Here is a 25,825-nt window from a genome sequence, read left to right as displayed (position 1 = left end):
GCGACCTGCGCGCACGTGAAGTGCTCCTCACGCAGGTGATCGACCTCGCCGTCAGGCGCCGCCCCGCCGGATCGTCAGACTCACTACCGGCCGGACCGTCCGCGCACGGCGGCACACACGCCGCCGTCGACGAGCAGGTCGATCCCGGAGAGGAAACCGGCCTCGGCCGACAACAGGAAGGCCACGGCGGCGGCGACGTCCTCGGCGCGGCCCGTACGGCCGAGCGGTGTCTGCCGTACGAGCGCGTCCATGGACGGATGGCTCGCCGCTTCCTGCTGCCCCTGAGGGGTGTCGATCACGCCGGGCGAGACCGAGCAGATACGGGCGCCGAGCGGCCCGAGCCGCACCGCCTCCCGCCGTACGAAACGGTGCACCCCGTGCTTGGCCCACGTGTACGCCGCACCCGTGTCCTCGACGGACGGCCCGAGGGCGTCGCGGATCCGGTCGAGGAAATCCTCGCCGAGCGGGTCCTCCAGGATCGCGGCGACCGCCGGATCGGCGTCGAGGCCGCCGAGCAGCGGCGCCATCGAGGCGAAGCACACGATGGCCGTCCCGGCCGTGGCGAGCGGGCGCAGCGCCTCGACCAGCAGCGCGGTCCCGACGAGGTCGACGGCGAAGATGCGCCGCCAGTCCGCCATGGTGGGGGAAATACCGGCCGCGTGGGCGACGGCCCGCAGGGCGCCGAGCTCGTCGACCCGGGCGGCGAGCCGGGCGAGGCCCTCGGCGTCGGTGATGTCGAGCACGAACGGCTCGACGACGGCCCCGCCTCCCGTGGCCGACAGTTCCTTGGCCGCCGCGGTCACGGTCGTCTCGTCCCGGTCGACGAGCAGCAACGTGTCCACCATGCCGGTCAGCCGCTCCGCACAGGCCAGGCCCATGCCGCGCCCGGCTCCGGTCGCGATCCCCACGGTCGTCATGCGTTCGTCCCTCCCTCGCCCCAGTACTTCTCCAGCCCCGGCTGTGCCGCCCGGTCGACGAGTTCGACCAGGAAGCCGGTCGTGCCGCGCAGGAAGGCGAACGGAGTGCCGCCGGGCCCCGTGCGTGACGCCTCCATCGCGAATCCATGGCGTACGAGTTCGGCGGAGTCCGCGGCCACGTCGTCGGACCAGTAGCCGGCGTGGTGGATTCCGGTGCCGCCCGCCGGTTCCCAGAGAGTCCCCGGGATACGGCGGACGATCTCCAGCCGGGGTGACGTCCTGGAGTACACGCACCTCATGTCGAGGACGGCGTCGCCGGCCGGCAGCGTCACCGGGACCGGCCCGCCGATCTCCGCGCACCACTCGTAGCCGAACGCGGTGGAGAACTCGGCCAGGGTCGCCTCGAAGTCCCGGGCGACGATGCCGAGATGGAACTGGTCCTCGGCCCTCATGACTCGGTCACCGCCCCTACGGCTGTGGCGGCGCCGTGCTCGCCCAGACGCGGCGGCGGCCGGTAGTCGGGCTCGTATCCCGCCACCCGTACCGGGCTGCCCACCAGCCGGAAGCCGCCGGCCCGCACGACCGCCTCCGGGGTGGCGGTCAGCGATTCGGACAGCGTCCGTACGGCGGCCGCCGGTATCCCCAGGGGGCGCAGCCGTAACTCCCAGCCGGCGGCGGTGTCACCGGCCAGGGCCCGGGTCACCGCGGCGAGCACCTCCGCACGGTGCTCCGCTCGCTCGGCCATCGTCGGGAACCCTTCGATGCCCGCTTCCGCGGCGAAGGACTTCCAGAAGCCGTCGTGCGTGATGAAGAGAGCCAGATGTCCTTCGGCCGTCGGGAAGAGCTGCGCCGGTACGTAGTACGAGTGCGCGCCGAGGGGCAGCCGCCGCGGCTCGACGCCCTCGTTCAGGTAGGCCGATGCCCGGTAGTTGAGCTGAGAGAGCATCACATCCCTTAGGGATACCTCGACTTGGCCGCCGCGACCGGAGACGATCTGGGCGAGCAGGCCGAGGGCCGCGGTCAGCCCGGAGGAGTTGTCGGCCGCGGAGTACCCGGGCAGGGTCGGCGGCCCGGCCGGGTCGCCGGTGAGAGCGGCGACGCCGGTGGCCGCCTGGATCACATAGTCGAAGGCCGGTTCGTCACTGCCGTTCAGGCCGAAGCCGGTGAGCGCGACGCACACGATCCGCTCGTTCCACCGCTTCAGGTCCTCATAGGTGAGCCCGAGCCGGCGGATCACCGACGGCTTCATATTGACCAGCAACGCGTGGGCGCCTGCGACGAGTTCACCCAGCCGGGCCTGCCCCGCGCCCGTCGTGAGGTCGAGGCAGACGCTGCGCTTGCCCCGGTTGAGGCTGGCGAAGTAGGCGTCGCTCACCTGGCGCGAGATGTCGCCGCCCGGCGGTTCGATCTTGGTGACCTCGGCGCCGAGGTCGGCGAGCATCATCGTGGCGTAGGGGCCCGCCAGCAGATGACCGACCTCCAGAACGCGTATGCCCGCCAACGGGCCTGATTTCTCCGGCTGTTGGGACTGCTGGGGCCGCCCGGCGGTCATCGCAGGTCCGCCGCGATGCCGGCGAGCACCTCGCGGGTACGGCGCTTGGAGGCGACCAGTGCGTCGCGGCCCTCCCCGAGGGGCAGCAGCCGTACGGACAGGTCGGTGACCCCGGCGTCCGCGAACCGCCGGAAGCGGTCCGCGATGGCCGTCTCGTCACCGGCCGCGCACAGGTCGCCGATGTCCTTGGCGTCGCCGTAGTCAAGCAGCCGTTGGTAGTTGGGGGAGATCTCCGCCTCCCCGAGAATGCGGTTCGCACGCTCGCGCGCCGCGTCGACCTCCGAGGGCCGGCACAGACAGACCGGGATACCCGCGACGACCCTGGGCGCCGGACGCCCAGCGCCCTCGGCCGCCTTGGTGATACGCGGTACGACATGCTCGGCGACCGCGCGCTCGTCGGCCATCCACAGCACGGTCCCGTCGGCCCGCTCGCCCGCGAGGGCCAGCATGACCGGGCCGAGCGCGGCGAGCAGCACCGGCAGCGGGCTTACCGGGCCGAGGTCGAGCGGGTTGTGCACCGTGAAAGTGGCGTTCTCGACGTCGACCGGGCCCGGTCCGCCGAGGGCTTTGTCCAGCACGTCGAGGTAGTCGCGGGTGAGCCCAGCCGGACGCTCGTACGGCAGGCCGAGCATGTCCCGCACGATCCAGTGGTGCGAGGGCCCGATGCCCAGGGCCAGCCGCCCGCGCGCGGCGGCCTGCGCGGACAGTGCCTGCCGCGCCAGCGCGACCGGATGCTGCGCCTGCAGGGGGACGACGGCCGTGCCCAGCTCGATCCGCGCGGTCCGTGCTCCCATCAGCGCCACGGCCGTCAACGCGTCGAAGTCCGTGGGGATTTGAGGCACCCACGCGGTGTCGAGACCCGCGTTCTCGGCCCAGGTCACATCGTCGATCATCCGCGCAACCTTCCGCGCGGAGTCCCCTCGCTCCGGCCCGATCATCACACCGACGCGCACAATGCCTCCAACTGTTCGAGAGCTACTTCGAGAGCTACTTCGAGAGCGACTTCGACAGCTACTTCGACAGCTGTCCGAGATCCGACAGAGCGCGAACTTCCGCCACGATGGCGTCGAGAGAGGTACCTGTCGGGAAGACCGCGGCGGCGCCCGCGGCCCGCAGCCGGGGCACGTCGGCCGGAGGGACGGTCCCGCCGACGACCACGGCGATGTCGACCGCGTCGGCGGCGCGCAGCCCCTCGATGACACGGGTGGTCAGGGCGAGATGCGCCCCGGACAGGATGCTGAGGCCGACGATGGAGACGTCCTCCTGGATCGCGGTCGCCACGATGGTGTCGACGCGCTGGCGGATCCCGGTGAACACCACCTCGAAGCCCGCGTCGCGCAACGTGCGCGCGACGATCTTGGCGCCGCGGTCATGGCCGTCGAGACCGGGTTTGGCGATGAGGACGCGGGCCGCCTGGCCGGGGGCCGCCATCAGAACACCACCGGCTGCTGGAACTCGCCCCAGACCGCCTTGAGCGCGGCGACCATCTCGCCGACCGTGCAATAGGCCAAGGCGCATTCGATCAGGACGGGCATGAGGTTCTCGGTTCCCTCCGCGGCGCGGGCCAGCTCCGCGAGACGGTCTCGTACGGCTGCGGCGTCGCGGGTGGCCTTCACGTCGGCGAGCCGCTTCAGCTGGCGGTCGCGGCCCTCCGCGTCCAGTTCGTATGTCGCGAGGTCGGGCGGCGGCTCGTCCGAGACGAAACGGTTGACCCCGACGACCGGCCGGGTGCCCGCCTCGACCTCGCGGTGGAGCTGGTAGGCCTCGTCGGCGATGAGTCCTTGCAGATAGCCGTCCTCGATCGCCCGGACCATGCCCCCGTAGCGCTCCAGGTCCTCCATGACCTCGACGATCCGGGCCTCGGTGGCGTCGGTGAGCGCCTCCACGAAGTACGAGCCGCCGAGGGGGTCCGCGACGCGGGCGACGCCGGTCTCGTGGGCGAGGATCTGCTGGGTGCGCAGCGCGAGCGTCGCCGACTCCTCGCTGGGCAGCGCGAAGGGCTCGTCCCACGCAGCCGTGAACATCGACTGGACGCCGCCGAGTACGGAGGCCAGCGCCTCGTACGCCACCCGGACGGTGTTGTTCTGTGCCTGGGGCGCGTACAGGGAGGCACCGCCGGCCACGCAGCCGAAGCGGAACATCGCCGCCCTGTCGGTGCTCGCGCCGTACCTCTCCCGGACGATCGTGGCCCAACGCCTGCGTCCCGCACGGTATTTGGCGATCTCCTCGAAAAAATCGCCGTGCGTGTAGAAGAAGAAGGAGATCTGCGGGGCGAACTGATCGATCGTCATACGGCCACGGGCCAGCACCGTGTCGCAGTAGGTGACCCCGTCGGCGAGGGTGAACGCCATTTCCTGTACGACGTTGGCCCCGGCGTCACGAAAGTGCGAGCCGGCGACCGAGATCGCGTTGAACTTCGGCACCTCGGCCGCGCAGAACTCGATGGTGTCGGCGATGAGCCGCAGGGACGGTTCGGCGGGCCAGATCCAGGTGCCGCGGGAGGCGTACTCCTTGAGAATGTCGTTCTGGATCGTGCCGGTGAGCTTCGCCCTGGGTACGCCTTTGCGTTCGGCGGCGGCCACGTAGAAGGCCAGCAGGATCGCCGCCGTTCCGTTGATGGTGAAGCTGGTGCTGATCCGGTCGAGCGGGATGTCCTCGAAGAGCACCTCGGCGTCGGCGAGGGTGTCGAGGGCGACGCCGACCCGGCCGACCTCCTCGCTCACCTCGGGGTCGTCGGAGTCGTAGCCGCACTGGGTGGGCAGGTCGAGCGCCACCGAGAGTCCCGTTCCGCCCTGCTCCAGGAGGTAGCGGTAGCGGCGGTTGGACTCCTCCGCCGTACCGAATCCGGAGTACTGCCGCAGCGTCCACAGGCGTCCCCGGTAGCCGGTGGCGTAGTTGCCGCGGGTGAAGGGGAACTGGCCGGGGGCGGGCGGCTGCGTGCGCAGGTCCGACGGCCCGTAGACCGGGTTGAGGGGAATGCCGGAGGCGGTCCGGGAGAAGGAGTCCTTCTCCGGAGGCTTCTCCGAGGCTGTCCCGGGCGGCTTCTCCGAGGCTGTCTCCGGGGGCTTCGCTGGAGGCGTCATCGCAACTGGTCCTTCATCACCTTGCCGGTGGCGTTCAACGGCAGCTCTTCGAGGAACTCCACGGACCTGGGCACCTTGAACCCGGCCATCCGCTCCCGGCTCCAGGCGAGCAGGTCCTCGACCGAGAGCGGGCTTCTCCGTACGACGAACGCCTTTCCCACCTGGCCGAGCCGCTCGTCCGGTACACCGATCACGGCGGCCTGCGCGACGGCCGGATGCTTCAGCAGGAAGCCCTCGATCTCGGCCGGATAGGCGTTGAAGCCCCCCACGATGAACATGTCCTTCTTGCGGCCGACGATCCGCAGGTGTCCCCGGTCGTCGAGCGTCCCGAGGTCCCCGGTGTGCAGCCAGCCCTCCTTGTCGACCGTCTCGGCGGTCGCCTCCGGATCGTCCAGGTAGCCGAGCATCACGCTGTATCCGCGCACCAGGACCTCGCCGTCGTCCGCGATGCGGACCTCGACGCCGTCGCAGGGGGTGCCGACCGTCGTCGCGATGTCCTCGAAGGAGTCGCCGGGCCTGGATGCCGTGGCCGTGCCCGCCTCGGTCAGGCCGTAGCCCGTCATGACGGACTGGAAAGGCAGTTCGCTCACGATCCTGCGGACGAGTTCGACCGGGATGTCGGCGGCCCCCGTGACGGCCACCCGCAGGGAGGACAGGTCGCGCCCGCCCCGCGCGGCCAGCAGTGAGTGGTAGAGCGTGGGCGGGCCCGGCAGGACGGTGACCTTCTCGCGCTCCACGAGTTCGAGTACGCGGTCCACGTCGAAGACGGGCACGGGCAGGATGGTCGCGCCGCGGATCAGGGACGCGACGCAGCCCGCCTTGTAGCCGAAGATGTGGAAGAACGGGTTGACGATCAGATAGCGGTCGCCCTCCCGCAGCCCGGCCAGGTCGCACCACTCCGCGTAGAGCCGGAGGGTCTGGGCGTGGGTCATCAGGACGCCCTTGGGCCGGCCGGTCGTCCCGGAGGTGAACACGATGTCACTCACGTCGTCGCCGCTCACCTCGCGCTCGAACGGTGAACCGCTCGTGAGGAAACCGGACTTGAGGTCGATCAGCGGGATGCCCGGCGGGGCCTCGAAGTCCAGGCCGAGAAAGCCCTGTTCGACGAGGACGAGTTTGGCCCCGCTGCGGCGGATGATGTCGTGCGCCTCGTCCGCCTTGAACCGGGTGTTGACCGGGACCAGCACTCCGCCGGCGGTGAGCAGCCCGAAGGCCGCGACGATCCACTCGGCGGAGTTGGGCGCCCAGATCGCCGCCCGGTCGCCCTGCTCGATCCCGGCCGCCGCGAAGGCTCCCGCGGCCACCCGGACCCGGTCGGCCAACTCTGTGAAGGTGAGCCGGAGTTGGCCGTCAACGACCGCTTCGGCGGCGCCGAAGCGGTCGGCGGCGCTCAGCACCATCCGGGGGATGGACTCCCAGGTCATGGGCGGATCAGCCGGGCGAGGTTGCCGCCCATGATCTTGGCCTGGTCCGACTGGCTCATGCCCTGGATCGCGTCGATGTAGCTGACCGGGTCGGCCAGGCCCTCGGGGTGGGGGTAGTCGGAGCCGAACAGCACCCGCTCGACGCCGACGATCCCGGCGAGCTCAGCCATGTCCTCCTCCCAGAACGGGCTGATGTGGATCCTGTTCCTGACCTCTTCGACCGGGTTGCCGAGGAAGCCCTTCGGCTGCTTCTTGTAGACGTCGGTCAGCTGGTCGAGGAGCGGCACCAGCCAGGAAGAGCCGTTCTCGATGACCGAGACCTTGAGTTCCGGGAACCGGAACAGCGCTCCGTGACAGACCCAGGAGGCCACCGCGTCGGTGACGGGCCGCCATTCGCCCAGCATCCGGAAGACCTGCGCCTGGAACGGCGTCATCTCCTGGCTCTTGCCCTCCCAGTCGCCGGCGTACCGGGAGTAGCCGCTGTCGGAGGAGTGCATCGCCACCAGCACCCCGGCTTCTTCGACCCGCTTCCAGAAGGGGTCGAACTCCGGCAGCGCGAAGGACCGCGACCCGCCGTACCCGGGGACCGGGGCGGGCCGGATCAGAATCGCCCGCGCTCCGCGCTCAAGGCACCACTCCAGCTCGGCGATCGCCTTGTCCAGGATCGGCAGGCTGATCACCGGAGTGGTGAAGATCCGGTCCTTGTAGTTGAACTGCCAGGTGTCGTGCAGCCATTGGTTGAGCGAGTGGACGACGACATGGATCAGCTCCGGGTCGTCCCGCATCCGTTCCTCGATGAGGCTGGCCAGCGTCGGGAACATCAGCGTCTGCTGGATCCCCAGGTCGTCCATGAGCTCCATGCGGGGCCCGGGTTCGCGGAACGCGGGTATCGACCGCATCGGCTCACCGAACAGTTCCCGGTGCGACTTGCCCTCCGGGTTGCCGTCCCGGAAGTAGTCCTCCCAGGCTCCGGGCCGGGCGACCACCTCGAACGTGGGGTTGGGGATGTAGTCGCTGATCTGACCGCGGATGGCGATCTTCGTACGGCCTTTCACCTGCACGTACTGGATGGCGCTCGCGAACTGCTTCGGCAGGTACCGGGTGAGCGCGTCCTCCGTCTCATACAGGTGGTTGTCCGCGTCGAAAAGCGGATACGGCAGCGCACGCGATGGCATGAGATCCTCCTTCGCTGATTATGAGAATCCTATTCTCCGTTTGCTCGCACGGCAACGGCCCTGCGGAGAACGAACTTCTGCACCTTCCCGCTCGCGGTGCGCGGGAACGCGTCGACGAAGCGCAGCTCCTCCGGCCACTTCTGCCGGGCGAGACCCGATCGGTCGAGGTGGGCGCGCATCTCGTCGAGGGTGAACCCGGGGTGCCCGGACCGCAGTCGTACGACGGCCACGGCGTGCTCGCCGAGCCGCGCGTCGGGGGCGGCCACGACCGCGGCCTCGGCGACGGCCGGCAGGCCGAGCAGCACCTCCTCGACCTCCAGGGCGCCGATGTTCTCGCCGCCGCGGATGATGATGTCCGACTTGCGGTCGGTGATCGTGAGGTAGCCGTCCCGGTCGATGAGGCCGATGTCGCCGGTGCGGTACCAGCCCTCGTCGTCGAAGGCCCTCTCGGTGAGGGCGGGATTGGTGTAGCCGAGGCAGAGGTCCGGGCCCCGGCTGAGGATCTCGCCGTCGTCGGCAAGGCGGATCTCCACTCCCGGAAGGGCGTTTCCGTCGGTGCAGAGCCGCTTCGCCTCGGGTGCGGTGTGCAAGGAGCCCGTGATGGAAGGGTGTTCCGTGCTGCCGTAGGAGCGGAAGGCCGTGATGCCGAGTCCCGCCAGCCGCCGGGTGACGGCGACCGGGACCGCCGACCCGCCGAGGCCCGCGTACTTCATGCCGGCCAGGTGCCGGGGCGTGAAGTCGGGATGGTCGAGGAGGCTCGTCATGTAGTACACGGCCCCGCCCCCGACGGTGAGCCCGTCGCTCTCCATCAGCTTCAGGGCCTGGCCCGGGTCCCAGGTGTCGGCGAGGTTCACCGGTGAGCCGTCGAGGACGGGTATCAGAAAGGCGTTCACCATGCCGATGAAGTGGCCCACGGGGGCCGCGGTGAGCTGGCTTCCCCGGTCGGGCGGGTAGAGCCCGGCGAGCTGGCGTGTCTCGAAGCCCAGGGTCCGGTGGCTGTGGACGACGCCCTTGGGGTCGCGTGTGGTGCCGGAGGTGAACGCGATCAGGGCGGGCCCCTCCGGGTCCGTCGCGAGGACGCCGGGCAGCGGCTCGTCGGCCAGCAGTTCGTCGAAGTCCCGCCCGACGACACCGACCACGGGCACGTCCGCGCACAGGTCCGCCTGGTGTTCCAGCCGCCCGAACCGCTCGGCGGCGACGAACACCCGGGGCTTGACCGCGCCCAGGATGTAGCCGACTTCCTTGCGCCCGTAGAAGTGGACGATCGGCACCACAACCGCCCCGAGGAACGCGGACGCCCAGAAGACCGCCGCGGCCTCCATCCAGTTGGGCAGCTGGAACGCGACGACGTCACCGGGGCCGACGCCTCGGTCCCGCAGCCCGGCGGCCAGCCTCCGCGCGGTCGTCTCGACCTCCGCGAAGGTCCCCGCCCATGGCCGTACGGCCGAATGCACGCGAAACTCGGTGCCGGGCGCGGCCGCCAGGCCGTGCGCCAGCAGATCTCCGACCGTCTCCCGGGTCCACCAGCCCTCCGCCTCATAGCGCTTGACCAGATCGGCGGGGATCTTTCGCATCGCGAGTACTCCCTCCCTCTGCATGAGAATTGCACTCTCGCAGAAGGAGAAGGTAAATTCCATACATGGTACGAGACCACGGTTTCCACCCGGTCCGGATCAAGCGGATCGTCCAGGAGACACCCGACACGCGCACATATGTGCTCGACGCGCCGTTCCCCTACCGAGCCGGACAGTTCTTGACGGTCAGGGCATGCGGCGCCCTGCGCAGTTACTCGATGTCGAGTTCTCCGGACACCGACAGCGAGTTGATGACCACGGTGAAGCGGGTTCCCGGGGGGCTGGTGTCGAACTGGATGCACGAGCATCTCGAAGCCGGCGACGTGATCGAGACCACCCGCCCCGCCGGGGTGTTCTGTCTGCGGGAGACCTCCACGCCGCTGCTGGCGCTGTGCGGAGGCAGCGGGATCACACCGATCCTGTCGCTCGCCAAGACGGCGCTGGCGACAACGAGCAGGCGGGTGCGCGTCCTTGCGGCCAACCGGGACGCGGACTCGGTCATCTTCGCCGCCGCGCTGGCCGAGTTGGCGGCGCGGCACCCGGACCGCTTCGAGATCCGCCACCACCTGGACGACCTGGGCGGATTCGTCACCGACGCCCAGGTGCGGGACTTCACGGGCGACGACCTGGACGCGGACTTCTACCTCTGCGGGCCCGGACCGTTCATGGAGCTGTCCGAGAACGCCCTTCTCGCCCACGGTGTCGACTCCGGGCAGATCTTCGCCGAGCGCTTCACGCCGACCGCGGACGAGCCGACCGCCGTCGCGAACACCCTTCCCGCGGAGGGGAAAGCGGAGGGGAAAGCAGGGGGGAAGACGGACGGCACCGTCAGCATCGTCCTCGCCGGAAAGCGGCACACCGTCCCGCAGCACCCGGGCGAGACCCTCCTGGAGAGCGCCCGCCGTGCCGGACTCTTCCCGCCTTTCTCCTGCGCGTCGGGCAACTGCGCCACCTGCATCGCCCATGTCACCGAGGGCGAGGCCAAGATGCGCGTCAACAACGCGTTGGACGACGACGAGGTGGCCGAGGGCTGGGTCCTCACCTGCCAGGGCGAACCGGTGACGCCGCACGTCACCGTCGTCTACGAGAACTGAACTCGCTACTCATACGCAAGAACTGAACTCTCAACCGGAGACCGGAGGGGCGCACATGGTAGATCTCGAAGTGGACCAGGGCCTGGCGGTCATCACCATCGACCGCCCGCACGCCCGCAACGCCATCGCTCCGGCCACCATGGGCGAGCTGGACAAGGCCCTCGACGCGGTGGCGGACGCCCGGGCGCTGGTCATCAAGGGCGCGGGCGACAAGGCGTTCGTGTCGGGGGGCGACCTGAAGGAACTGGCCGCGATCCGCACCGAGGACGAGGCGCTGGCCATGGCCCTCAGGATGCGGGGTATCTGCGACCGGCTCGCCTCCTTCCCCGGCCCGGTGATCGCCGCGCTGAACGGTCACGCGTTCGGTGGCGGCGCCGAAGTCGCGGTGTCCGCCGACATCCGCGTCGCCGCCGACGACATCCGGATCGGCTTCAACCAGACGGCCCTGGCGATCATGCCCGCGTGGGGCGGCGCCGAACGGCTCGCCGCACTCGTCGGCAGGGGCCGGGCACTGCTGCTCGCCGGCACCGGAACCGTGCTGGACGCGGCGGAGGCCCAGCGCCTCGGACTGGTGGACCGAGTACTGCCACGGGCCGCCTTCGAGGAGGGCTGGCGTGCGCTGGCCCGCTCGCTCGCCACCCGCCCGGCGCAGGAGATCAAGCGGGTCATGGCGGGAGACCTGACCGCCGAGGAGGCCGCGCGCGCCTTCGCCCGGTTGTGGGTGGCGGACGAGCACTGGCAGGCAGCGGAAAGGGTGATGTCCCGTGGATGACACACGAGTCGAGGCAGGCGCCAACAGGACTGACGTACGCGCCAGTTCAGCCTACGTACGGGCGGGTTCGGCCGACCTGCGAGCGAGTTCGGCCGACATACACGCCGGTTCAGCCGACGCTCGCGCCGCCCGCGAAATCGACGTACGGGCCGAATCGGCGGACGTACAAGGCGACTTGACGCATGTGCGCATCGAGTCGAGTCCGGTCGGTCCCGTCGTGCGGCCGCCGGAGCCCACCGATCTGGTCGTGCTCTATGTGCACGGTGACCGGCATCTGTCGGGGACGCCGGAGTCGGCGCTCGACCTGGCCGAGCGGCTGGCGCTGTGCACGGGAGCGGTCGTCGTCTGCCCCCGATACCGGACGTCGTTCCCGGCGGCGCTCGACGACATCCACGCCGTGTACGGCTCCTGCCAGGCCCGCGGCCCGGTGGCCGTGGCGGGCGAGCGGCTGGGGGCCGGACTCGCGGCCGCCCTGCTGGTCCGGCTGCGGGACATGGGAGCACCGCCGCCGCGCTGCGGGGTGCTCAGTTCGGCGCTGCTCGATCTGACCCTGGAGGCGCCGAGTCTGCTGCTCAACGCGGCCGCCGATCCCACCTTCGACGTCGACGAACTCCGGCTGCGCGCCGCGGCCTACGCCGCCGGCACCGATCCGACCAACCCACTGCTGAGCCCCCTGCACGCCAATCTGCACGGGCTGCCCCCGATCCAGCTGCTGGCGGCGGGCACCGATCCCCTGCTGGACGACTCCCTGGAGTTCGCCGCCCGCGCGGCCCGGTCCGGCGTCACGGTGGACCTGCGGGTACGGCAGGACGCGGCGAGCCTGCGCCCCGAAGTCGTCACGGCCATGGCCGACTTCATACAGGCGTGGAGCCCAGCAGGACAGCCACCACATCCCGTGTGATCTCGGGATAGTCGGACTGCTCGCCGTCCAGCAGCCACTGCTGATGCATCCCGTCGAGCATCACCACCAGGGCCGTCGCCGCGGCGCGCGGGGTGAGGCCGCTGGGCAGGCGGTCGCCGTAGAGCTTGGTGAGGTATTCGGTCGTGTGCTCCTGGATCGCCTGATTGCGGTCGTGGCAGTACTGCTGGGCCTGATCGCTCCCGGCCATCCCCTCGGCGACCAGCACACTGTGTATCTGGGCGAGGCCGGGGTTGAGGTGGTCGTAGGCGACGACCTCGGCGAGCTGGCTCGGGATGTCCTTGTCCGCGTGGTCGGCGGCCAGATGTTCCCGGGCGAGTTCCTCCCTGAGCTCCAGGAGCGCGACGAGAAGCCGCTTCTTGCTGGGGAAGTAGTGCAGCACGCCCTGTCTGGTCAGGCCCGCGCGTTCCGCCACCGCGTCGATCGAGGCCCCTCGGTAGCCGCGCTCGGCGAACACCGCCAGGGCCGCGGCAAGGATCTCCTCGCGCCGGGCCGTCGTCATTCGGCACCCCTTCCGCCACGGACACACCGATGTGACATTACGGTTACCGCGGCGGGCAGGCGACCCTTCGGCCGGTGCGAATCCACTGCTCGAATCGATTGCCCGAACCTGCTCGATTCGATTGCTCGGACGTGCCCGGAACTATTGCCCGGTCAGTTGCCGGTAGGCGGCGGCGAAGGTGCGCAGCTCGCGGGCCACGTCGGGCCCGGCCGGCGTGTAGACGACCTCCCGGAATCCGGCGTCGGCGAGCCGCGAGAGCTGTCGGGCGACGCGTGCCGCGTCACCGACCATGGTCGTGAGGTCGATGTGCTCCAGCAGCCGCCGGTCGCGGTCGGGGAGGTGGGTGACATGGCCGTCGAAGGTCAGCAGATGGCGTTCGCCCTCGGGGGCGAGTGCTTCGAGGGACTCCCGCCAGGCCAGGCCGCCGGGCAGCGCGTCGACCGCCTCGGCGCCGCCCTGGGCGTACGCGTTGTGCCAGTCGACGACCCGCCACGGTCCGATCGCCTCGCGCACCCGGTCGCAGTCCCTCGCCTCGCCGGGGTCGAGCACGGTGCCGGACACGATCATCGCGGCCGAAGGGGTCCTCCCACAGTGGCGCCGAGTCGTAGATCCACGCCCGTTCATAGTCCAACTCCTCGGCGAGTACGACGAGTTCGGCGAAGTCGGGACCGGGTGGCAGCCCGCAGCACAGCTCCAGGTCACACATGCCGAGGTGGCGGCTCGAAGCCGGAGACGATCACGGCGTTGGTGTCGGACGCGACCTGCCGCAGTGGCTTCGCCCGCTCGTACGCGGCCGACTCGTACCAGGCGCGGGCCGCTTCCACCGACGCGAATTTGAGGACGACGGTACGGTCGCCGCGCCAGGCGCCTTCCAGTACTTGCGGCTGTCCGTCGACCGCCAGGACGGAGGCACCGCCCTGGACCATCGACGGACCGGCCGCTCGGCTGTAGGCGTCCATGCCCGCCGGGTCCTTGATGGTCTCGGTCAGGATGACGTACCGCTCCTGGAGACTGAGCATGAGTGATCCCGCTCAGCCGCACACCCCGAACGGTCTTGGGCGTACTGGTCCCCGGCGTACTCAACCCCGGGGCGGCGACACGCATCCCGTGCGCAGTCCGATCCCGGGAGGCCAGTTCCCTGCGCGACCTGGCCATATGGAAACGGCCAGAGGCGACGGGGAGGCCCTGAACCATCACTCCGGTGGAGCAGGGGCCCCGCACACTGGCGCCGTACCCGGCGTCCCAGATCGCACGATCACGTTAACCCGGACGGCCCAGGACGTCGCAAGCCCGCGAGCCGACGATCACACGATCGAGTTACACCGCCCTCGTGCACACTCTCCTGCGAGCAGCTACCAACCCCTTCGGTCCCTCGGGCATCGGTTTCTCCTCAGCTGACCGTGATCGCGCGTTCGGGGCAGCTTCCGGCGGCCTTGCGGACCGTGTCCTCGAACTCGGCGGGGACTTCCGGCGTCAGTACCACGGCGTAACCGTCGTCGGTCAGGTCGAACACCTCGGGACAGAGCGACCAGCACACGCCGTGCCCGCGGCAGCGCTCGTCGTCGACGGTGGCTTTCATCGGGCCGTTCATCGGGCGGACTCCTCGGCGAGCGTGAACTCCAGGTTCAGATGGGTCAGTCCGCGCAGGATGTAGGTCGGCAGATAGCGGTAGGCGCGGGCGTCCGCGGGGCCGTGCACGCGCTCGGAGATCCTGATGTCGGTCGTGCGGTCGAGGATCCGCTCGATGGCGACCCGGGCCTCGGCACGGGCCAGGGGCGCGCCGGGGCAGGTGTGGGGGCCGCGGCCGAACGCGAGGTGATGACGGGCGTTGGCGCGGCCCGCGTCGAACGTTCCCGGGTCCTCGAAGTGGCGCGGGTCGCGGTTCGCGGCGCCGTTGAGCACCATGACCGTGGTGCCGGCGGGGATGTCGACCCCGCCCACCGTGGACGGCACGCGGGAGAGCCGGAAGTCGCCTTTGATGGGGCTCTCCATCCGCAGGGTCTCTTCGATGAAGTTGGGGATGCGGTCACGCTCGGTGCGCAGCAGCTGCTGGAACTCCTGATCCTCGGCCATGACTTTGAGCGCGTTGCTGAGGAGCCGGACGGTGGTCTCCTGCCCGGCCGCGAAGAGGTTGGTGGCGACGCGCGCGACATCGGCGACGTCGGGGGTCGAGCCGTCGGGGAACGTCGCGGTGGCCAGGCCCGTGATGACGTCGTCGCGGGGTGTGCGGCGGCGGTCCTCGGCGTAGGCGGCGAAGCGCTCGTACAGGTATTCCAGCGGCGTGTGTTCCATCGCCTTCTCGGTGCTGCCGACGCCGGGGTCGTCCTGCGGCCGGTGTTCGAGTCCCTCGACGAACTCCTCGCGGTCCTCCTCGGGCACACCGAGCAGATCGGTGATGACGCGCAGGGTGAAGGGACCCGCGAAGCCGCTGATGTAGTCGCCCTCGCCGCCGACGAGGTACGCGTCCAGTTGAGCGTCGGCGAGGTGCCACATGGCCGCCTCGTTCTCCTTGAGGCGCCTGGGTGTGATCAGCCGCATCAGCAGGCCGCGGTGGTCGGTGTGCAGGGGCGGGTCGAGCGTCGGCAGCTGGTCGCTGAACGGGAGCTGGTCCCTGTACCGCTCGATCAGCTCGCTCACGTCGTCGCCTTCGAGCGGGACCGGGAACCCGGGGAAGGGGCCGGTCACCGAGAGACAGGACGAGAACGTCTCGGCGTCGCTGAAGATCTGCACCGCCTCGTCGTACCCGCTCACCATCATCACGTCGTGGTGGCTCTCGCGGTGCACGGGGCACTTTCCGCGCAGGGCCTCGAAGTACGTGTACGGGTCCGCGACGGGTTCGTCGTCCCGGAAGAAGTCGATGTCCTCGAAGTCTTTTCGCACTGGCTGCACGGCTCCCTTCATCACCCTGGCACCGAAGAACGATATCAATGTTCTCTAATTAAGAGAAGGGCATTTCCATATTCAGAGATCAGCGAACTCGCTTGGATCCAGGGTGAGTTGGGAGAGCGGCTGTCCCGGCCCGGTGGTGATCCATGAGGGCGAGGGCGTCGCCGGCGGCCGCCATCAAGGTGCCCGTCGGGGCGCCCGCCGAGCCGGCGAGGTCGGCCAGCAGCCGGACGTCCTTGCGGAGCAGCGGTCCGGCGTGGGAGGCGATGCGGTCGAGGGTGCCGCCCGCCGCGGCGACCCGGCCCAGCGCGAAGCTCGACCCGCTGCCGTGCGCGATGACGGAGGCGAGGCCCGAGGGGTCGACGTCGAGCGTCCGCCCGAGGGCGAGCACATCGGCGGCGGTCGCGAGATGTGCCGTGAACAGGGCGTTGTTGAGGAGCTTGGCGACCTGTCCCGAGCCCAGCGGGCCCATGTGGACGACCGGATCGCCGTATGTCTCGAAGACGCGGCGGCAGAAGGCGACGGTGCCGGACTCGCCCCCGACCATCACCAGCAGGCGCCCCTCGGCCGCCGCTCCCCCGCCCCCGCTCACGGGCGCGTCGATCAGCGTGACGCCGCGGGCCCGGGCGCGGTCGGCGAGCCGGCGGCAGGTGTCGGGGTGGACGGTGCTGTGCACGGCGATCACCCCGCCCTGTCGGAGGCCGGCCAGCACACCGCGGTCCCCGGCGACGACCTCCTCGACATCGGCGTCGTCGACGACGCACACGCACACCAGGTCGCTGGCCGCGGCCAGTTCGGCGGGTGACGCGGCGCGCCGCACGGGCGTGCCGGCGAACGGGGTGAGCGAGGCGGGACGGCGGGCCCACAGTGTCGTCGCGAAGTCCGCGTCGACGATCCGGCGCGCCATGGGCCCGCCCTGACTGCCCAGTCCGATGAATCCGACGCGCATCAGCGGGCCTCCTGCTCGGCCGGTTCGGTCACCGGTGGATCGTCCGAGTCGTCGGTCTCGGCCGGCCCCTCGGTGTCGGGCGTCCCCTCCGGCGCATCGGTCGCCCCCTCCGGCGTATCGGTCGTCGGCTGCGGCGTATCGGTCGTCGGCCGCGGTCGCCAGAACACCGCCAGCAGCCCCGCAGTCGCCCCCACGGCCACCCCGAGCGCGATGCCGCCCCCGGCCCACCCGGTCACCTCGATGTCGCCCGCGTGGTCCAGGGACAGCCGGCCGGGGCCCAGCACGGCCAGTGCCAGTGCGACCACGGCCAGCGTGAGGACGTACTCGTAGCCGTCCTTGAAGACGAAGAAACCGTTCGGCCGGTGCGCGAGGACGCCCGCGACCAGCATCACCGAGATGACCGCCGCGCAGGCGAGCGATGTCAGCAGCCCGGCCACCAGCAGCACGCCCGCGCCCACCTCGGTCAGCACGCTCAGCCACGCCTGAAGCGTCCCGTGCCGCAGCCCGAGCCCGCCCAACCAGCGGGCCGTGCCCTCGATACGGCCGCCGCCCCGCCAGTGGTTGACCCCGTGCGCGATCATGACGCCGCCCAGGACCACCCGCACCAGCAGCAGCGCGACCACGTCGGCGTCGCTCAACTCGCCCTCCCCGGCCGCTGCTCGGCGGCTTCCGCGCGTGCGAGCACGCATTCCTCGACGAACGACAGGACCTTCAGGTGGTACGCCATCGCGGTCAGTCCGATGCTCAAGTTGTGGCCGCCGTCCGCCTGTTGGTCGACGGCGACCCTGGGCGAGGCGGTGAACATGGACGCGATGTCGGCGAGCGCCGAGGGTCCGGTGCGCCACACGCGTTCGTGTTCGCCGAGGCTGAAGTGCACGGGGACGCGTACCCGCGCGGCGAGTTCGGGGAAGGTCTCGATCCAGCTGCGCGCCACGACCCCCTCGTAGGCGGGCGAGGGGGACGAGATACGGGCGCCGCCGACCACGTCCTCGGGATAGAGCCGGGAGGGCTGCCACAGCAGGTCGCGCACCCCGCGCGGCCGGCGCGGGGCGGGATCGGCGCGCAGCGCGTCCCCCAGGATCCCCACCGCGTCATCGTGGTGGTGGCGCCCGGTGCCGGCGAGCTCCACGCCGAGCAGGTCCCGCCCGCGGTCGTCGACCGCCATGCGCAACGCCAGTTCGCAGCCGATGGAATGGGCGAGGACGAAGATTCCGGCCCCACGCGGACGCGCCGCGAGCAGCCGGTCCACCGCCCCGTAGGCGAGGTCGACCCGCCGCTCCACGGTGGTCAGCTCCGCGGCGTGCGGGGCCGAACTGCCGTACCCCGGACGGTCGATGGCGACGACGGTGAACCCGAGCGCCTCACCGGTCCGCAGCAGCGACAGCCGAGGCCGGTCCGGGTAGTCGAAGTACCCCGAGTACGCGGATCCGCCGTGCAGCGCCAGCACCACGGCCCGCGGCTGCCGCGCCTCCCGCAGCAGCGCCGACACGGGGATGCCGTCGACGTCGACAACCCGCGCGACGCTGGTCACGCGTCCGCCCTGAGAAGCAGCACACCGCTGGGGGTGAGCCCCCCGCTGCTGGCCACGGCGACCCGCGCGCCCGGCACCTGTCGCGCACCGGCCTCCCCGCGCAGCTGCGCAACCGCCTCGTGGACCAGGCCCATGCCATGGGTGCGGCCGTGGGAGAGCTGGCCGCCATGGGTGTTGAGCGGCAGCACGCCGTCTCTGGCGATGTTCTTTCCGCCGTCGAGGAAGTCCCTGGCCTCGCCGATCCCGCAGAAGCCCAACGCCTCTATCCAGGAGAGGCAGTTGAAGGTGAAGCCGTCGTAGAGCTGGGCCACGTCGACGTCGGCGGGCTTCAGCGACGTACGCGACCAGAGGTGGGCGGACTGGCCGAGCACCTGCGGTTCGTGGGTGAGCGTGCTCTGGTCCCACTCGATCCGTTCCAGGATCTGGGTGCCGACCGCCTCCACCAGGACGGGCGGCTTGGCCAGGTCCCGTGCCGCGTCCACGGTGGACACGATCACGGCGACCGCTCCGTCGCAGGGCACATCGCAGTCGTACAGCCCGAAGGGTGTGGTGACGGGCCTGGCGTTCAGGTAGTCGTCCATGGTCATCGGTTCGCGGTAGACGGCCGTCGGGTTGAGCTCGGCGTTCGCCCGCTGGTTGAGCGCGATCCAGCCGAGCGTCTCGCGCGTGGTCCCGTAGCGTTGGAAGTGCCGCTGCGCGTTCTGGGCCAGCGTGTGTGCCGCCGAGACGGCGCCGAAGGGCTTCAACCAGCCCGGCGCCGTACGGGAGTTGTCCTGTGGGCGGATCCGGCCGCGCCGTATCAGTTCGGTGTACGTCGCCTCCCAGACCGTACGGAAGCACAGCACATGCCGGGCGAGGCCGCCCGCGACCGCCAGCATCGCGGCGATGAGTGAGCCGCCGGGGCCGAAGGTCTCGCCGCCGCCGTGGTGCCAGGTGGGGCGCACTCCCAGGGCGGCCTCCAGCGCGGTCACGCCTCCTTCGGCGAAGCCGCCGTACGCTCCGGCGCCCGGGTAGGTCGCCAGGCCGTCGATGTCGTCGATCGTCAACCCGGCGTCGGAGATGGCCTGTTCGCATGCCCGCACGGTCAGGGACAGCGGCGGGACCATCAGGCGGCGCCCGATCCGTGAGCTGCCGATGCCGCTGATCGCGACCTTGTCCTCGAACTTCTCGGTGGTGGCCATCGGGCGGACGCGGGGCCGGAGTTGGTCCGGTGCCACCTCGTCCGACGGGAGCGGAGCCGGTGGGCCCTGCTCGGCGGCGGGGCGGAACAGCGGCAGCCAGGTGTTCTCGACCTGCTCGAAGACGACCTCCATCCGCATGCCCAACTCAAGCCGTTCCGGGTCGCATTGGACGGCGTTGGTGGTGAGCCGGACCCGGGGATCCTCCTCGATGGCGACCTGCGCCACCACGTAGGGCGGTGGCAGTCCGGGCAGGCCGAAGCGGTGGTTGACGGTGAATCCGATCAGTGTCGCGAAGCCGGAGACGGCCCGTACGCCGGTCTCGTGTCCGTGGCAGTAGCGGCAGACCGGCTGTGGGGGATGGAGCAGGGCCGCGCAGGATCCGCACTCCGTCAGGCGCAGCCGGCCGTCCGCGCCGGAGGTCCAGAAGAACTCGTTCTCCTCTGTGATCTCCGGCAGCGGACGCCCTGAGGTCTCGTCGCTCATTCGGTGATCCGCGCCTTCGCCTTCCGGACCGTCACCGGCTCGGCGATCCGCTGTTCGTCGCAGACCTTCTGGAGGACCTTCAGCGTCTCGTCGAGCCCGGCGCCGAGCCGGGGTCCGGGGGTGAACGTCGCCGGGAGGTGGCGCATGCCCTGGATGATGCCGATCGTCTCGTAGTGCTCCGCGCCTTCCGGGTCGCACCGGTAGTCCGGCATCCGGTCGAGCACCTGGACGACCATCCGCTTGAACACCGTGCGGGCGACGTTCGAGCCGATGCAGCGGTGGATGCCCAGGCCGAAGCTGCTGTGCCGGTTGGCCGGGCGCCGCATGTCGATGGTGTTCGGGTCCGGGAACACGGCGGGGTCACGGTTGGCCATCGCCCAGGAGAGCCAGAGCCGTTCGCCCTCCTTGAACCGGGTTCCGGCGATCTCGCAGTCCGCCGAGAAGGTGCGTCCGTCGCCGGGGGCGGGTGCGTAGAAGCGCAGGAACTCCTCGGTCGCGGAGTCGAGCAGGGTGTCCCGCTCCCGGCTGAGGCGCTCCCGCTCGGCCGGGTTCTCCCCCAGCCACTCCAGGGAGTGCGCGGTGAGCGCCGTCGTGGTGTCGAAGCCGCCGCCGATCAACAGGGCGAGTACGCCGAGGAGTTCGGAGTCGGGCGGGGTCTTGCCGTTGATCTCCGCGCGGACCAGGGCGTCCACCAGGCCCGGCCTGGGGTTCGCCCGGATCTCCGCGATCGCCATGGCCAGGCCCCGGCCCATGTTCCGGCTCAGCTCGATGACGCGTGGCATGTCGGGCGAGTGGGGCGGGGTGTAGACCGAGGCGTGGGCCGGCTCGTTGTAGACGGTCCAGTCCTTTAGCGGGATGCCCATCATCGCCAGGGTGAGGACGGCCGGCACGATGTTGGCGAGGTCGTCGACGAAGTCGATCCGCCCCTCCTCGATCTTCTCGTCGAGGGCGGCGCGCACCACCTCGTCGATGACCGGGATCCAGCGGCTGATGGCCGCCGGGGAGAGATAGGGGTTGAGCGCCTGCCGGTAGTGGCGCTGTTCCGGCGGGTCCATCTCCAGGAATCCGCCCTGGACCTGCCCCCGCTCGCGGGGCGGCGGGGGGATGGAGATGCCGTGGTAGCCGCGCCGTTCGCCCCGTACGTCGTGGTCGTTGGAGAGGTACTCGGCGGAGCGGGCCAGTTCGAAGACCTCGCGGTTGCCGCTGGCCACCCAGTGGCCGCCGTGGGTGTCGGTCCAGGCGATGGGGCACCGGGACTGCAACTCGTGGGTGGTGTCCTCGAATTGGTGGCGGTACTCGGGGGTGTGCCGGTCGAACTCGACCCTGTGCTTCTTGCGGTCGTCGCCACCCTGCTGGGTGCGATCGTCGCCGCTCACGACGTCGTCCGTGGTCATCCTGCTGTTTCTCCCCTCAGGAGACGAAGATCGCGCGTTCCGGGCAGGACCTGACCGCCTCGATGACCTGGTCCCGCTGGTCGTCCGGAACGTCCTCGTTGATCGCCGACGAGTGACCGTCGATCTCGCTGAGCTCGAAGACCTTCGGAGCCCGCATGGCGCAGAGCGTGTGGCCCTGGCAGCGTTCAGGATCGACTCGTACCTTCACGACGTGCTTCCTTCCTGCATCGGCCGCATCGGCCGCATCGGCTGTGGCTGCTTCGGATCCGTGGTGGCTACTTCAGATCCGCCATGGACTTGCCGACATCGGCGAGGGTCGCGGGCTTGCCGTACGACTTCTTGTACTTGTACGGCTGTTCGTCGCAGCGGTAGGCGCCCTGGTCGGGCTTGAAGTCGGCGGCGGTCCAGCCCTTCGAGGTCGCCTTGACGACGTTGAAGCACGTGGGCGGGTTGGTGGGGCTGGTCAGGTCCGCGGGGGCCTGCAGTCCGCCGCCCGTCCAGGCTTTCTGCTTGACCGTGTTGTCGTACACGCACTTGCGGGTCAGCTCGGCGCAGTCGCTCGCCGCACTGGCGAACAGCAGCCAGGCGGAGAAGGCGCGCAGCGCGGGCAGGGTGACCTGGGCGCCGGGGGCGTACTTGGCGAACAGGTCGACGACCTTCTTGGTCGCCGGGTTGCCGGAGGCCTGCTCCAGCGGGGAGAAGCCGCTGAGGTCGGCGAAGTTGGTCTGTGTGTCGAGCGCGGTGCCCGCCAGTTTGATGAAGGCGGGGCCGTAGGCGTTGTTGTTGGCGTCGACCCAGTCGAGCTTGTAGCCGGTGTTGGTGAGCGCCTGCTCCAGCTTGGCGAGGCTGGCGAAGTCGCCGTTGAAGATCAGGCCCTTGAGCTTCTTGCTCTTGATGGTCTGCGCGTACGGCGTCCAGTCGGCGACGCCCGCGGCCGGGTAGAGGTCGGTGTAGGTGACCTTGCCGCCCAGCGCGGGCAGCAGTTCCTTCGCCTCGTTGGCGAGGACCTTGGTGGTCGGTATGTCGCCGGAGATGATGCCGATGTGGCCGGCGGAGTCCGGGTACGCCTCCTTGATCAGCCAGGAGTAGTAGCCGGGATAGGACGCGTAGCCGACTCCGGCGGGCAGGGTCTGCACCGAGAGGTCCGCGCCGAAGGCCTCCAACTGGACGGACTGGGCGGGGAATTCAGGGAGCAGGCACTTCAGCCGGTCCTTGACGGCCGTGCCGTCGAAGGCGGTGCCTCCGCCGACGAGTGCGAAGTCCTCCCGGCAGGCCTCGATCATCCGCTGGCGGCCCTCGAAGAGCTTGGCGTCGCGGGTGGTGGGGACGAGCTGGCGTCCGTTGATGCCGCCCGCGTCGTTGCACCAGGAGGTGAACACCTTGGCCGCGTTCACGAACTCCGGGTTCTTGGTGAAGCCCACGTCGCTGAAGACGCCGACCTTGATGTCGGTGGTGGTGACGCCCTGGGACGTGACCGCCTTGGGGCTGCCGTCGTGGCAGACGTTCTTGAGCGTGCCGAAGTCCCCTTGGGCGGCGGAGCCGCCGGGCGCGGACTTGGACGGCACGTCGCTGCTCGACGTGGCGGAGCGGGCGGAACACCCGGCCAGGGCCAGGACGAGCGCGGCGATGAGCAAGCGTCTCATCGGTCCTCCTCGAGCAATCGTTCCCGAAGTGCGGTGATCAGGTGACCGCGCCCGCCGCTTTCAGCTCGCTGATGCGGGTCCAGTCCAGGCCCAGTTCCATGAGGATCTCCTCGGTCTGGGCGGCGAACTCGGGCGCGGGCCTGAGGTGTGGGGCGGCGACGTCGAACTGCACCGGGCTGGCGGCCAGTTCGAGCTCTCCGGCCCGTAACAGGTAGTCGTTCGCCCGGACTTGCGCGTCCGCCCCGACGTGCAGCAGGTCCTGTACGGGGGCCCAGGGCCCGGCGAGGGTGGCGAAGCGCTCCGTCCACTGGGCGAGGGTGCGGGTCGCGAGCACCTCCCGCAGGATCTTGACGGCCTGCTCGGTGTTGGCGGCGATCAGCTCGGCCGTCGCGAAGCGGGGATCGTCGGCCAGCTCCGGCCGGTCGATGTGACGGCAGACGTCGGCCCAGAACTTGCCGGGCTGGAGCATGACGAAGGACAGGTAGTGCCCGTCGGCGGTGGTGTATAGGCCGGAGAGCGGGTTGGTCGGCGAGCCGTGGGTGCCCGGCTTCGGCGCCACCCAGGTCGTGTCGAGGTGCAGGGCCAGTGCGGCGGCCTGGCCCATGGCCCAGACGCCGCTGCCGAGCAGGGAGACGTCCACGACCAATGCTTCGCCGGTGCGCTCGCGGCGGAGCAGGGCCGCCGCGATGCCTCCGGCGAGGTTCGTGCCGGAGATGGTGTCGCCGTAGGCGGGCGCGGGCGGGCTGATCATTCCCTCGACGCCGGGCGGGGTGATGCTGGCGGCGGTTCCGGCGCGGGCCCAGAAGGCCGTCATGTCGTAGCCGCCCCGGTCCGCCTCCGGTCCGCGCGGGCCGAGCGCGCTTCCCCGGGCGTACACGATCGTGGGGTTGAGCGCGCGGATGTCGTCCACGTCGATGCCCAGCCGGGTCCGGGCGCCGGGCAGGAAGCTGGTCAGGAACACGTCGGAGCGGCGGACCAGTTCGTGCAGCACCTCCTTGCCCTCGGGCCGTGCCATGTCGAGGCCGAGACTGCGCTTGCCGCGGTTGGCGTGCTCGATGTTGGGGTTCGGGTCGCCCTCGACGCGGATGGTTCCGGTCTGGCGGAGGCCGCGCTGCGGATCGCCGGTGACGGCGTGCTCGACCTTGATGACGTCCGCGCCCCAGTCGGCGAGCACGGCGCCCGCCGACGGGACGAAGCCGTACATCGCCACTTCGAGGACGCGGATGCCTTCGAGCGGCCTCATGACGGGATCACGGTCGCGAAGGACTTGTACTCCAGGAACTCCTCCAGGCCGGGCACGCCGCTCTCCCGGCCGATCCCCGACTGCTTGTAGCCGCCGAACGGGACGTCGGCCGCGAAGTAGTTGCCGCCGTTGATGCTGAAGGTGCCGGTGCGGATCCGGCGGGCCAGCGCGATGGCCCGCTCCTCGTCGCCGCTCTGCACCCCGCCGGACAGGCCGAAGATCGAGTTGTTGGCGATGCGTACCGCGTCGTCGTCGCCGTCGTACGGAATGACCGCGAGGACCGGCCCGAAGACCTCGTCCTGGGCGATCTCGCTGTCCGGGGCGACATTGCCGAGCAGGGTCGGTGTGTAGAAGAAGCCGGGGTCGACCTTCTTGCCGCCGGTGACCAGCGTGGCGCCCGCCGCTACGGCCCGCTGGACCATGCCGTCGACCTTGTCGCGCTGTCGTTCGCTGATGAGCGGGCCCGCGTAGGTCTTCGGGTCGGTGGGATCGCCGAGGGTGACGCGGCCGAGCCCGGCGGCGACCATCCCCACGATCTCGTCATGGTGCTCCCTGGGCACCAGCAGCCGGGAGGTGAGGGCGCAGCCCTGCCCCGAGTGGGAGCAGATGGTGAAGGCGGCGAACATGGAGGCGGTCGCGAAGTCCGCGTCGTCGAGGATGATCATGGCGGACTTGCCGCCGAGCTCCAGGAAGAGCTTCTTGATCGTGCGGCTGGCCGCTTCCATGATCCGGCGGCCGGTGGCGGTGGAGCCGGTGAAGCTGACCATGTCGACGTCGGGGTGGGTGGTGAGGATCTCGCCGACCTCGACGCGGGAGGAGGACAGGACGTTGACCACGCCGGGCGGGATGTCCGTGTGCTCGGCGATCAGCTCGCCGAGGAACAGCGTGGTCAGCGGGGTGTCCGGTGCGCCCTTGAGGACGACCGTGCAGCCGGCGGCGAGTGAGGGGGCGAGCTTGGCCAGGGCGAGTTGGTTCGGGTAGTTGTACGCGGTGATCCCGGCGACGACCCCGACGGCCTCCTTCTCCACCCAGCGGCGGTGGCGCTGCCCCCGGATCTCGGCCTCGCCGAGTTCCTCGTTCATGGGGTACTTGCGCAACAGGTCGGCGTAGAAGCGGACCAGCTTGACGGGATCGTCGAGCTGGGGGCCGTGGGTGAGCATGCGGGGCGCGCCGACCTCGGCGATGGTCAGCTCGCGCAGCTCCTCCAGGTGGTCGGTCAGCGCTTGGTGCAGCTGGTCGAGACAGCGGATGCGGGTCTGTACGTCGGTCGCCCAGCCGGTGGTGTCGAAGGCGCGGCGGGCGGCCGCGACGGCGGCTTCCGCGTCGGCGGCGGTGGCGTCCGGGGCCTGGTCGAGCACCTCGCCGGTGGCGGGGTTGAGCGAGGAGAAGGTCTGTTCGGTCGCGACGAGTTGTCCGTCGATGAGCAGCCGCTTCACAGCCGTACCGTCCGTCCGTCGTCGAGGGAACGACGTTCTTCGATGAGGGAGTGCCGTCCGTCGTTGA

The 25,825-nt window shown here is 70.4% G+C and carries 26 protein-coding genes; 3 read left to right on the top strand and 23 right to left on the bottom strand.

The window, feature by feature from the left end; all coding sequences use genetic code 11:
- Nucleotides 1-83: 83 nt before the first annotated feature.
- The 9 genes from OG975_RS35680 to OG975_RS35640 all read right to left on the bottom strand — a co-directional run bounded on the left by OG975_RS35680 (nt 84) and on the right by OG975_RS35640 (nt 9,725).
- Nucleotides 84-917 (bottom strand): SDR family oxidoreductase, encoded by an 834-nt coding sequence (locus OG975_RS35680; RefSeq protein WP_406333449.1) that lies wholly within the window; start codon nt 915-917, stop codon nt 84-86.
- The gene (locus OG975_RS35675) at nt 914-1,369 is read right to left on the bottom strand and encodes a VOC family protein (protein ID WP_406333448.1); all 456 of its coding nucleotides are present in this window, start codon (nt 1,367-1,369) and stop codon (nt 914-916) included. Before OG975_RS35675 ends, OG975_RS35680 begins: the two co-directional genes overlap by 4 nt.
- Nucleotides 1,366-2,469, bottom strand: coding sequence for a CaiB/BaiF CoA transferase family protein (locus OG975_RS35670; protein WP_406333447.1), 1,104 nt, complete (start codon nt 2,467-2,469; stop codon nt 1,366-1,368). Before OG975_RS35670 ends, OG975_RS35675 begins: the two co-directional genes overlap by 4 nt.
- Nucleotides 2,466-3,407, bottom strand: a complete 942-nt coding sequence (locus OG975_RS35665) for an LLM class F420-dependent oxidoreductase (protein WP_330310321.1) — start codon at nt 3,405-3,407, stop codon at nt 2,466-2,468. Before OG975_RS35665 ends, OG975_RS35670 begins: the two co-directional genes overlap by 4 nt.
- 73 nt (nt 3,408-3,480) lie before the next feature.
- Nucleotides 3,481-3,900, bottom strand: coding sequence for a cobalamin B12-binding domain-containing protein (locus OG975_RS35660; protein WP_330307874.1), 420 nt, complete (start codon nt 3,898-3,900; stop codon nt 3,481-3,483).
- The gene (locus OG975_RS35655; RefSeq protein WP_406333446.1) at nt 3,900-5,552 is read right to left on the bottom strand and encodes a methylmalonyl-CoA mutase family protein; all 1,653 of its coding nucleotides are present in this window, start codon (nt 5,550-5,552) and stop codon (nt 3,900-3,902) included. Before OG975_RS35655 ends, OG975_RS35660 begins: the two co-directional genes overlap by 1 nt.
- Nucleotides 5,549-6,976, bottom strand: coding sequence for a FadD3 family acyl-CoA ligase (locus tag OG975_RS35650; protein WP_406333445.1), 1,428 nt, complete (start codon nt 6,974-6,976; stop codon nt 5,549-5,551). Before OG975_RS35650 ends, OG975_RS35655 begins: the two co-directional genes overlap by 4 nt.
- Entirely contained in the window at nt 6,973-8,151 is a 1,179-nt protein-coding gene (locus OG975_RS35645) for an amidohydrolase family protein (RefSeq protein ID WP_406333444.1), read from the bottom strand. Before OG975_RS35645 ends, OG975_RS35650 begins: the two co-directional genes overlap by 4 nt.
- A gap of 29 nt (nt 8,152-8,180) precedes the next feature.
- Nucleotides 8,181-9,725 carry an AMP-binding protein gene (locus OG975_RS35640; RefSeq protein ID WP_406333443.1) on the bottom strand — a complete coding sequence of 515 codons (1,545 nt, stop codon included), beginning with the start codon at nt 9,723-9,725 and terminating at the stop codon, nt 8,181-8,183.
- A gap of 65 nt (nt 9,726-9,790) precedes the next feature.
- Between OG975_RS35640 and OG975_RS35635 the strand changes: the two genes are divergently transcribed.
- The 3 genes from OG975_RS35635 to OG975_RS35625 are packed head-to-tail and all read left to right on the top strand — an operon-like array spanning nt 9,791 to nt 12,492.
- Nucleotides 9,791-10,819, top strand: coding sequence for a 2Fe-2S iron-sulfur cluster-binding protein (locus OG975_RS35635; RefSeq protein WP_406333442.1), 1,029 nt, complete (start codon nt 9,791-9,793; stop codon nt 10,817-10,819).
- A 55-nt stretch (nt 10,820-10,874) separates the two neighbouring features.
- A complete protein-coding gene (locus OG975_RS35630) occupies nt 10,875-11,591 on the top strand; it encodes an enoyl-CoA hydratase/isomerase family protein (protein WP_406333440.1) in 717 nt (238 codons plus the stop codon).
- Entirely contained in the window at nt 11,584-12,492 is a 909-nt protein-coding gene (locus tag OG975_RS35625; RefSeq protein ID WP_406333439.1) for an alpha/beta hydrolase fold domain-containing protein, read from the top strand. Before OG975_RS35630 ends, OG975_RS35625 begins: the two co-directional genes overlap by 8 nt.
- Here the strand turns inward: OG975_RS35625 and OG975_RS35620 are convergent.
- The 14 genes from OG975_RS35620 to OG975_RS35555 form a co-directional block, all read right to left on the bottom strand.
- Nucleotides 12,446-13,012 carry a TetR/AcrR family transcriptional regulator gene (locus OG975_RS35620; RefSeq protein ID WP_330307866.1) on the bottom strand — a complete coding sequence of 189 codons (567 nt, stop codon included), beginning with the start codon at nt 13,010-13,012 and terminating at the stop codon, nt 12,446-12,448. The two genes, OG975_RS35625 and OG975_RS35620, sit on opposite strands and share 47 nt — an antisense overlap.
- A gap of 141 nt (nt 13,013-13,153) precedes the next feature.
- The gene (locus OG975_RS35615; RefSeq protein WP_406333437.1) at nt 13,154-13,579 is read right to left on the bottom strand and encodes a hypothetical protein; all 426 of its coding nucleotides are present in this window, start codon (nt 13,577-13,579) and stop codon (nt 13,154-13,156) included.
- Between the two features lie 131 nt (nt 13,580-13,710).
- Nucleotides 13,711-14,031 (bottom strand): DUF1330 domain-containing protein, encoded by a 321-nt coding sequence (locus OG975_RS35610; protein ID WP_406333435.1) that lies wholly within the window; start codon nt 14,029-14,031, stop codon nt 13,711-13,713.
- 371 nt (nt 14,032-14,402) lie between these two features.
- On the bottom strand, nt 14,403-14,603 hold the full coding sequence (locus OG975_RS35605) for a ferredoxin (protein ID WP_406333434.1): 201 nt from the start codon (nt 14,601-14,603) through the stop codon (nt 14,403-14,405).
- The gene (locus OG975_RS35600) at nt 14,600-15,901 is read right to left on the bottom strand and encodes a cytochrome P450 (protein WP_406333433.1); all 1,302 of its coding nucleotides are present in this window, start codon (nt 15,899-15,901) and stop codon (nt 14,600-14,602) included. Before OG975_RS35600 ends, OG975_RS35605 begins: the two co-directional genes overlap by 4 nt.
- A gap of 79 nt (nt 15,902-15,980) precedes the next feature.
- Nucleotides 15,981-16,847, bottom strand: a complete 867-nt coding sequence (locus tag OG975_RS35595) for an NAD(P)-dependent oxidoreductase (RefSeq protein WP_406333431.1) — start codon at nt 16,845-16,847, stop codon at nt 15,981-15,983.
- The gene (locus OG975_RS35590; RefSeq protein ID WP_406333430.1) at nt 16,847-17,485 is read right to left on the bottom strand and encodes a DoxX family protein; all 639 of its coding nucleotides are present in this window, start codon (nt 17,483-17,485) and stop codon (nt 16,847-16,849) included. Before OG975_RS35590 ends, OG975_RS35595 begins: the two co-directional genes overlap by 1 nt.
- Complete coding sequence (locus OG975_RS35585; protein ID WP_406333428.1) at nt 17,482-18,378, bottom strand: alpha/beta hydrolase; 897 nt, start codon at nt 18,376-18,378, stop codon at nt 17,482-17,484. The genes OG975_RS35590 and OG975_RS35585 overlap by 4 nt, the downstream gene beginning before the upstream one ends.
- Entirely contained in the window at nt 18,375-20,042 is a 1,668-nt protein-coding gene (locus tag OG975_RS35580; RefSeq protein WP_406333427.1) for a thiolase C-terminal domain-containing protein, read from the bottom strand. Before OG975_RS35580 ends, OG975_RS35585 begins: the two co-directional genes overlap by 4 nt.
- On the bottom strand, nt 20,039-21,436 hold the full coding sequence (locus tag OG975_RS35575; protein ID WP_406333426.1) for a cytochrome P450: 1,398 nt from the start codon (nt 21,434-21,436) through the stop codon (nt 20,039-20,041). The genes OG975_RS35580 and OG975_RS35575 overlap by 4 nt, the downstream gene beginning before the upstream one ends.
- Before the next feature lie 16 nt (nt 21,437-21,452).
- Nucleotides 21,453-21,644 carry a ferredoxin gene (locus OG975_RS35570; RefSeq protein ID WP_327432350.1) on the bottom strand — a complete coding sequence of 64 codons (192 nt, stop codon included), beginning with the start codon at nt 21,642-21,644 and terminating at the stop codon, nt 21,453-21,455.
- 67 nt (nt 21,645-21,711) lie between these two features.
- Entirely contained in the window at nt 21,712-23,079 is a 1,368-nt protein-coding gene (locus OG975_RS35565) for an ABC transporter substrate-binding protein (protein WP_406333425.1), read from the bottom strand.
- A 37-nt stretch (nt 23,080-23,116) separates the two neighbouring features.
- Nucleotides 23,117-24,322: a CaiB/BaiF CoA transferase family protein gene (locus OG975_RS35560; protein ID WP_406333423.1), complete on the bottom strand. Its 1,206-nt coding sequence runs from the start codon at nt 24,320-24,322 to the stop codon at nt 23,117-23,119.
- Entirely contained in the window at nt 24,319-25,758 is a 1,440-nt protein-coding gene (locus OG975_RS35555) for an aldehyde dehydrogenase family protein (RefSeq protein WP_330307853.1), read from the bottom strand. The genes OG975_RS35560 and OG975_RS35555 overlap by 4 nt, the downstream gene beginning before the upstream one ends.
- Between the last annotated feature and the right edge of the window lie 67 nt (nt 25,759-25,825).

The sequence above is a fragment of the Streptomyces sp. NBC_00203 genome, assembly GCF_045206325.1.
Lineage (GTDB): Bacteria > Actinomycetota > Actinomycetes > Streptomycetales > Streptomycetaceae > Streptomyces > Streptomyces lutosisoli.
The sequence above is the reverse complement of the archived record's forward strand: the minus strand, read 5'-3'. Positions and strand labels throughout refer to the sequence as shown.

Excerpts from the sequence above, each read along its gene's own strand:
- OG975_RS35675 (WP_406333448.1), bottom strand. The coding sequence starts at position 1,369 with ATGAGGGCCGAGGACCAGTTCCATCTCGGCATCGTCGCCCGGGACTTC.
- OG975_RS35650 (WP_406333445.1), bottom strand. The coding sequence starts at position 6,976 with ATGACCTGGGAGTCCATCCCCCGGATGGTGCTGAGCGCCGCCGACCGC.
- OG975_RS35680 (WP_406333449.1), bottom strand. The coding sequence starts at position 917 with ATGACGACCGTGGGGATCGCGACCGGAGCCGGGCGCGGCATGGGCCTG.
- OG975_RS35640 (WP_406333443.1), bottom strand. The coding sequence starts at position 9,725 with ATGCGAAAGATCCCCGCCGATCTGGTCAAGCGCTATGAGGCGGAGGGC.
- OG975_RS35645 (WP_406333444.1), bottom strand. The coding sequence starts at position 8,151 with ATGCCATCGCGTGCGCTGCCGTATCCGCTTTTCGACGCGGACAACCAC.
- OG975_RS35605 (WP_406333434.1), bottom strand. The coding sequence starts at position 14,603 with ATGAACGGCCCGATGAAAGCCACCGTCGACGACGAGCGCTGCCGCGGG.
- OG975_RS35665 (WP_330310321.1), bottom strand. The coding sequence starts at position 3,407 with ATGATCGGGCCGGAGCGAGGGGACTCCGCGCGGAAGGTTGCGCGGATG.
- OG975_RS35615 (WP_406333437.1), bottom strand. The coding sequence starts at position 13,579 with ATGATCGTGTCCGGCACCGTGCTCGACCCCGGCGAGGCGAGGGACTGC.
- OG975_RS35560 (WP_406333423.1), bottom strand. The coding sequence starts at position 24,322 with ATGAGGCCGCTCGAAGGCATCCGCGTCCTCGAAGTGGCGATGTACGGC.
- OG975_RS35655 (WP_406333446.1), bottom strand. The coding sequence starts at position 5,552 with ATGACGCCTCCAGCGAAGCCCCCGGAGACAGCCTCGGAGAAGCCGCCC.
- OG975_RS35610 (WP_406333435.1), bottom strand. The coding sequence starts at position 14,031 with ATGCTCAGTCTCCAGGAGCGGTACGTCATCCTGACCGAGACCATCAAG.
- OG975_RS35635 (WP_406333442.1), top strand. The coding sequence starts at position 9,791 with ATGGTACGAGACCACGGTTTCCACCCGGTCCGGATCAAGCGGATCGTC.
- OG975_RS35575 (WP_406333426.1), bottom strand. The coding sequence starts at position 21,436 with ATGACCACGGACGACGTCGTGAGCGGCGACGATCGCACCCAGCAGGGT.
- OG975_RS35630 (WP_406333440.1), top strand. The coding sequence starts at position 10,875 with ATGGTAGATCTCGAAGTGGACCAGGGCCTGGCGGTCATCACCATCGAC.
- OG975_RS35620 (WP_330307866.1), bottom strand. The coding sequence starts at position 13,012 with ATGACGACGGCCCGGCGCGAGGAGATCCTTGCCGCGGCCCTGGCGGTG.
- OG975_RS35565 (WP_406333425.1), bottom strand. The coding sequence starts at position 23,079 with ATGAGACGCTTGCTCATCGCCGCGCTCGTCCTGGCCCTGGCCGGGTGT.
- OG975_RS35580 (WP_406333427.1), bottom strand. The coding sequence starts at position 20,042 with ATGAGCGACGAGACCTCAGGGCGTCCGCTGCCGGAGATCACAGAGGAG.
- OG975_RS35660 (WP_330307874.1), bottom strand. The coding sequence starts at position 3,900 with ATGGCGGCCCCCGGCCAGGCGGCCCGCGTCCTCATCGCCAAACCCGGT.
- OG975_RS35670 (WP_406333447.1), bottom strand. The coding sequence starts at position 2,469 with ATGACCGCCGGGCGGCCCCAGCAGTCCCAACAGCCGGAGAAATCAGGC.
- OG975_RS35595 (WP_406333431.1), bottom strand. The coding sequence starts at position 16,847 with ATGCGCGTCGGATTCATCGGACTGGGCAGTCAGGGCGGGCCCATGGCG.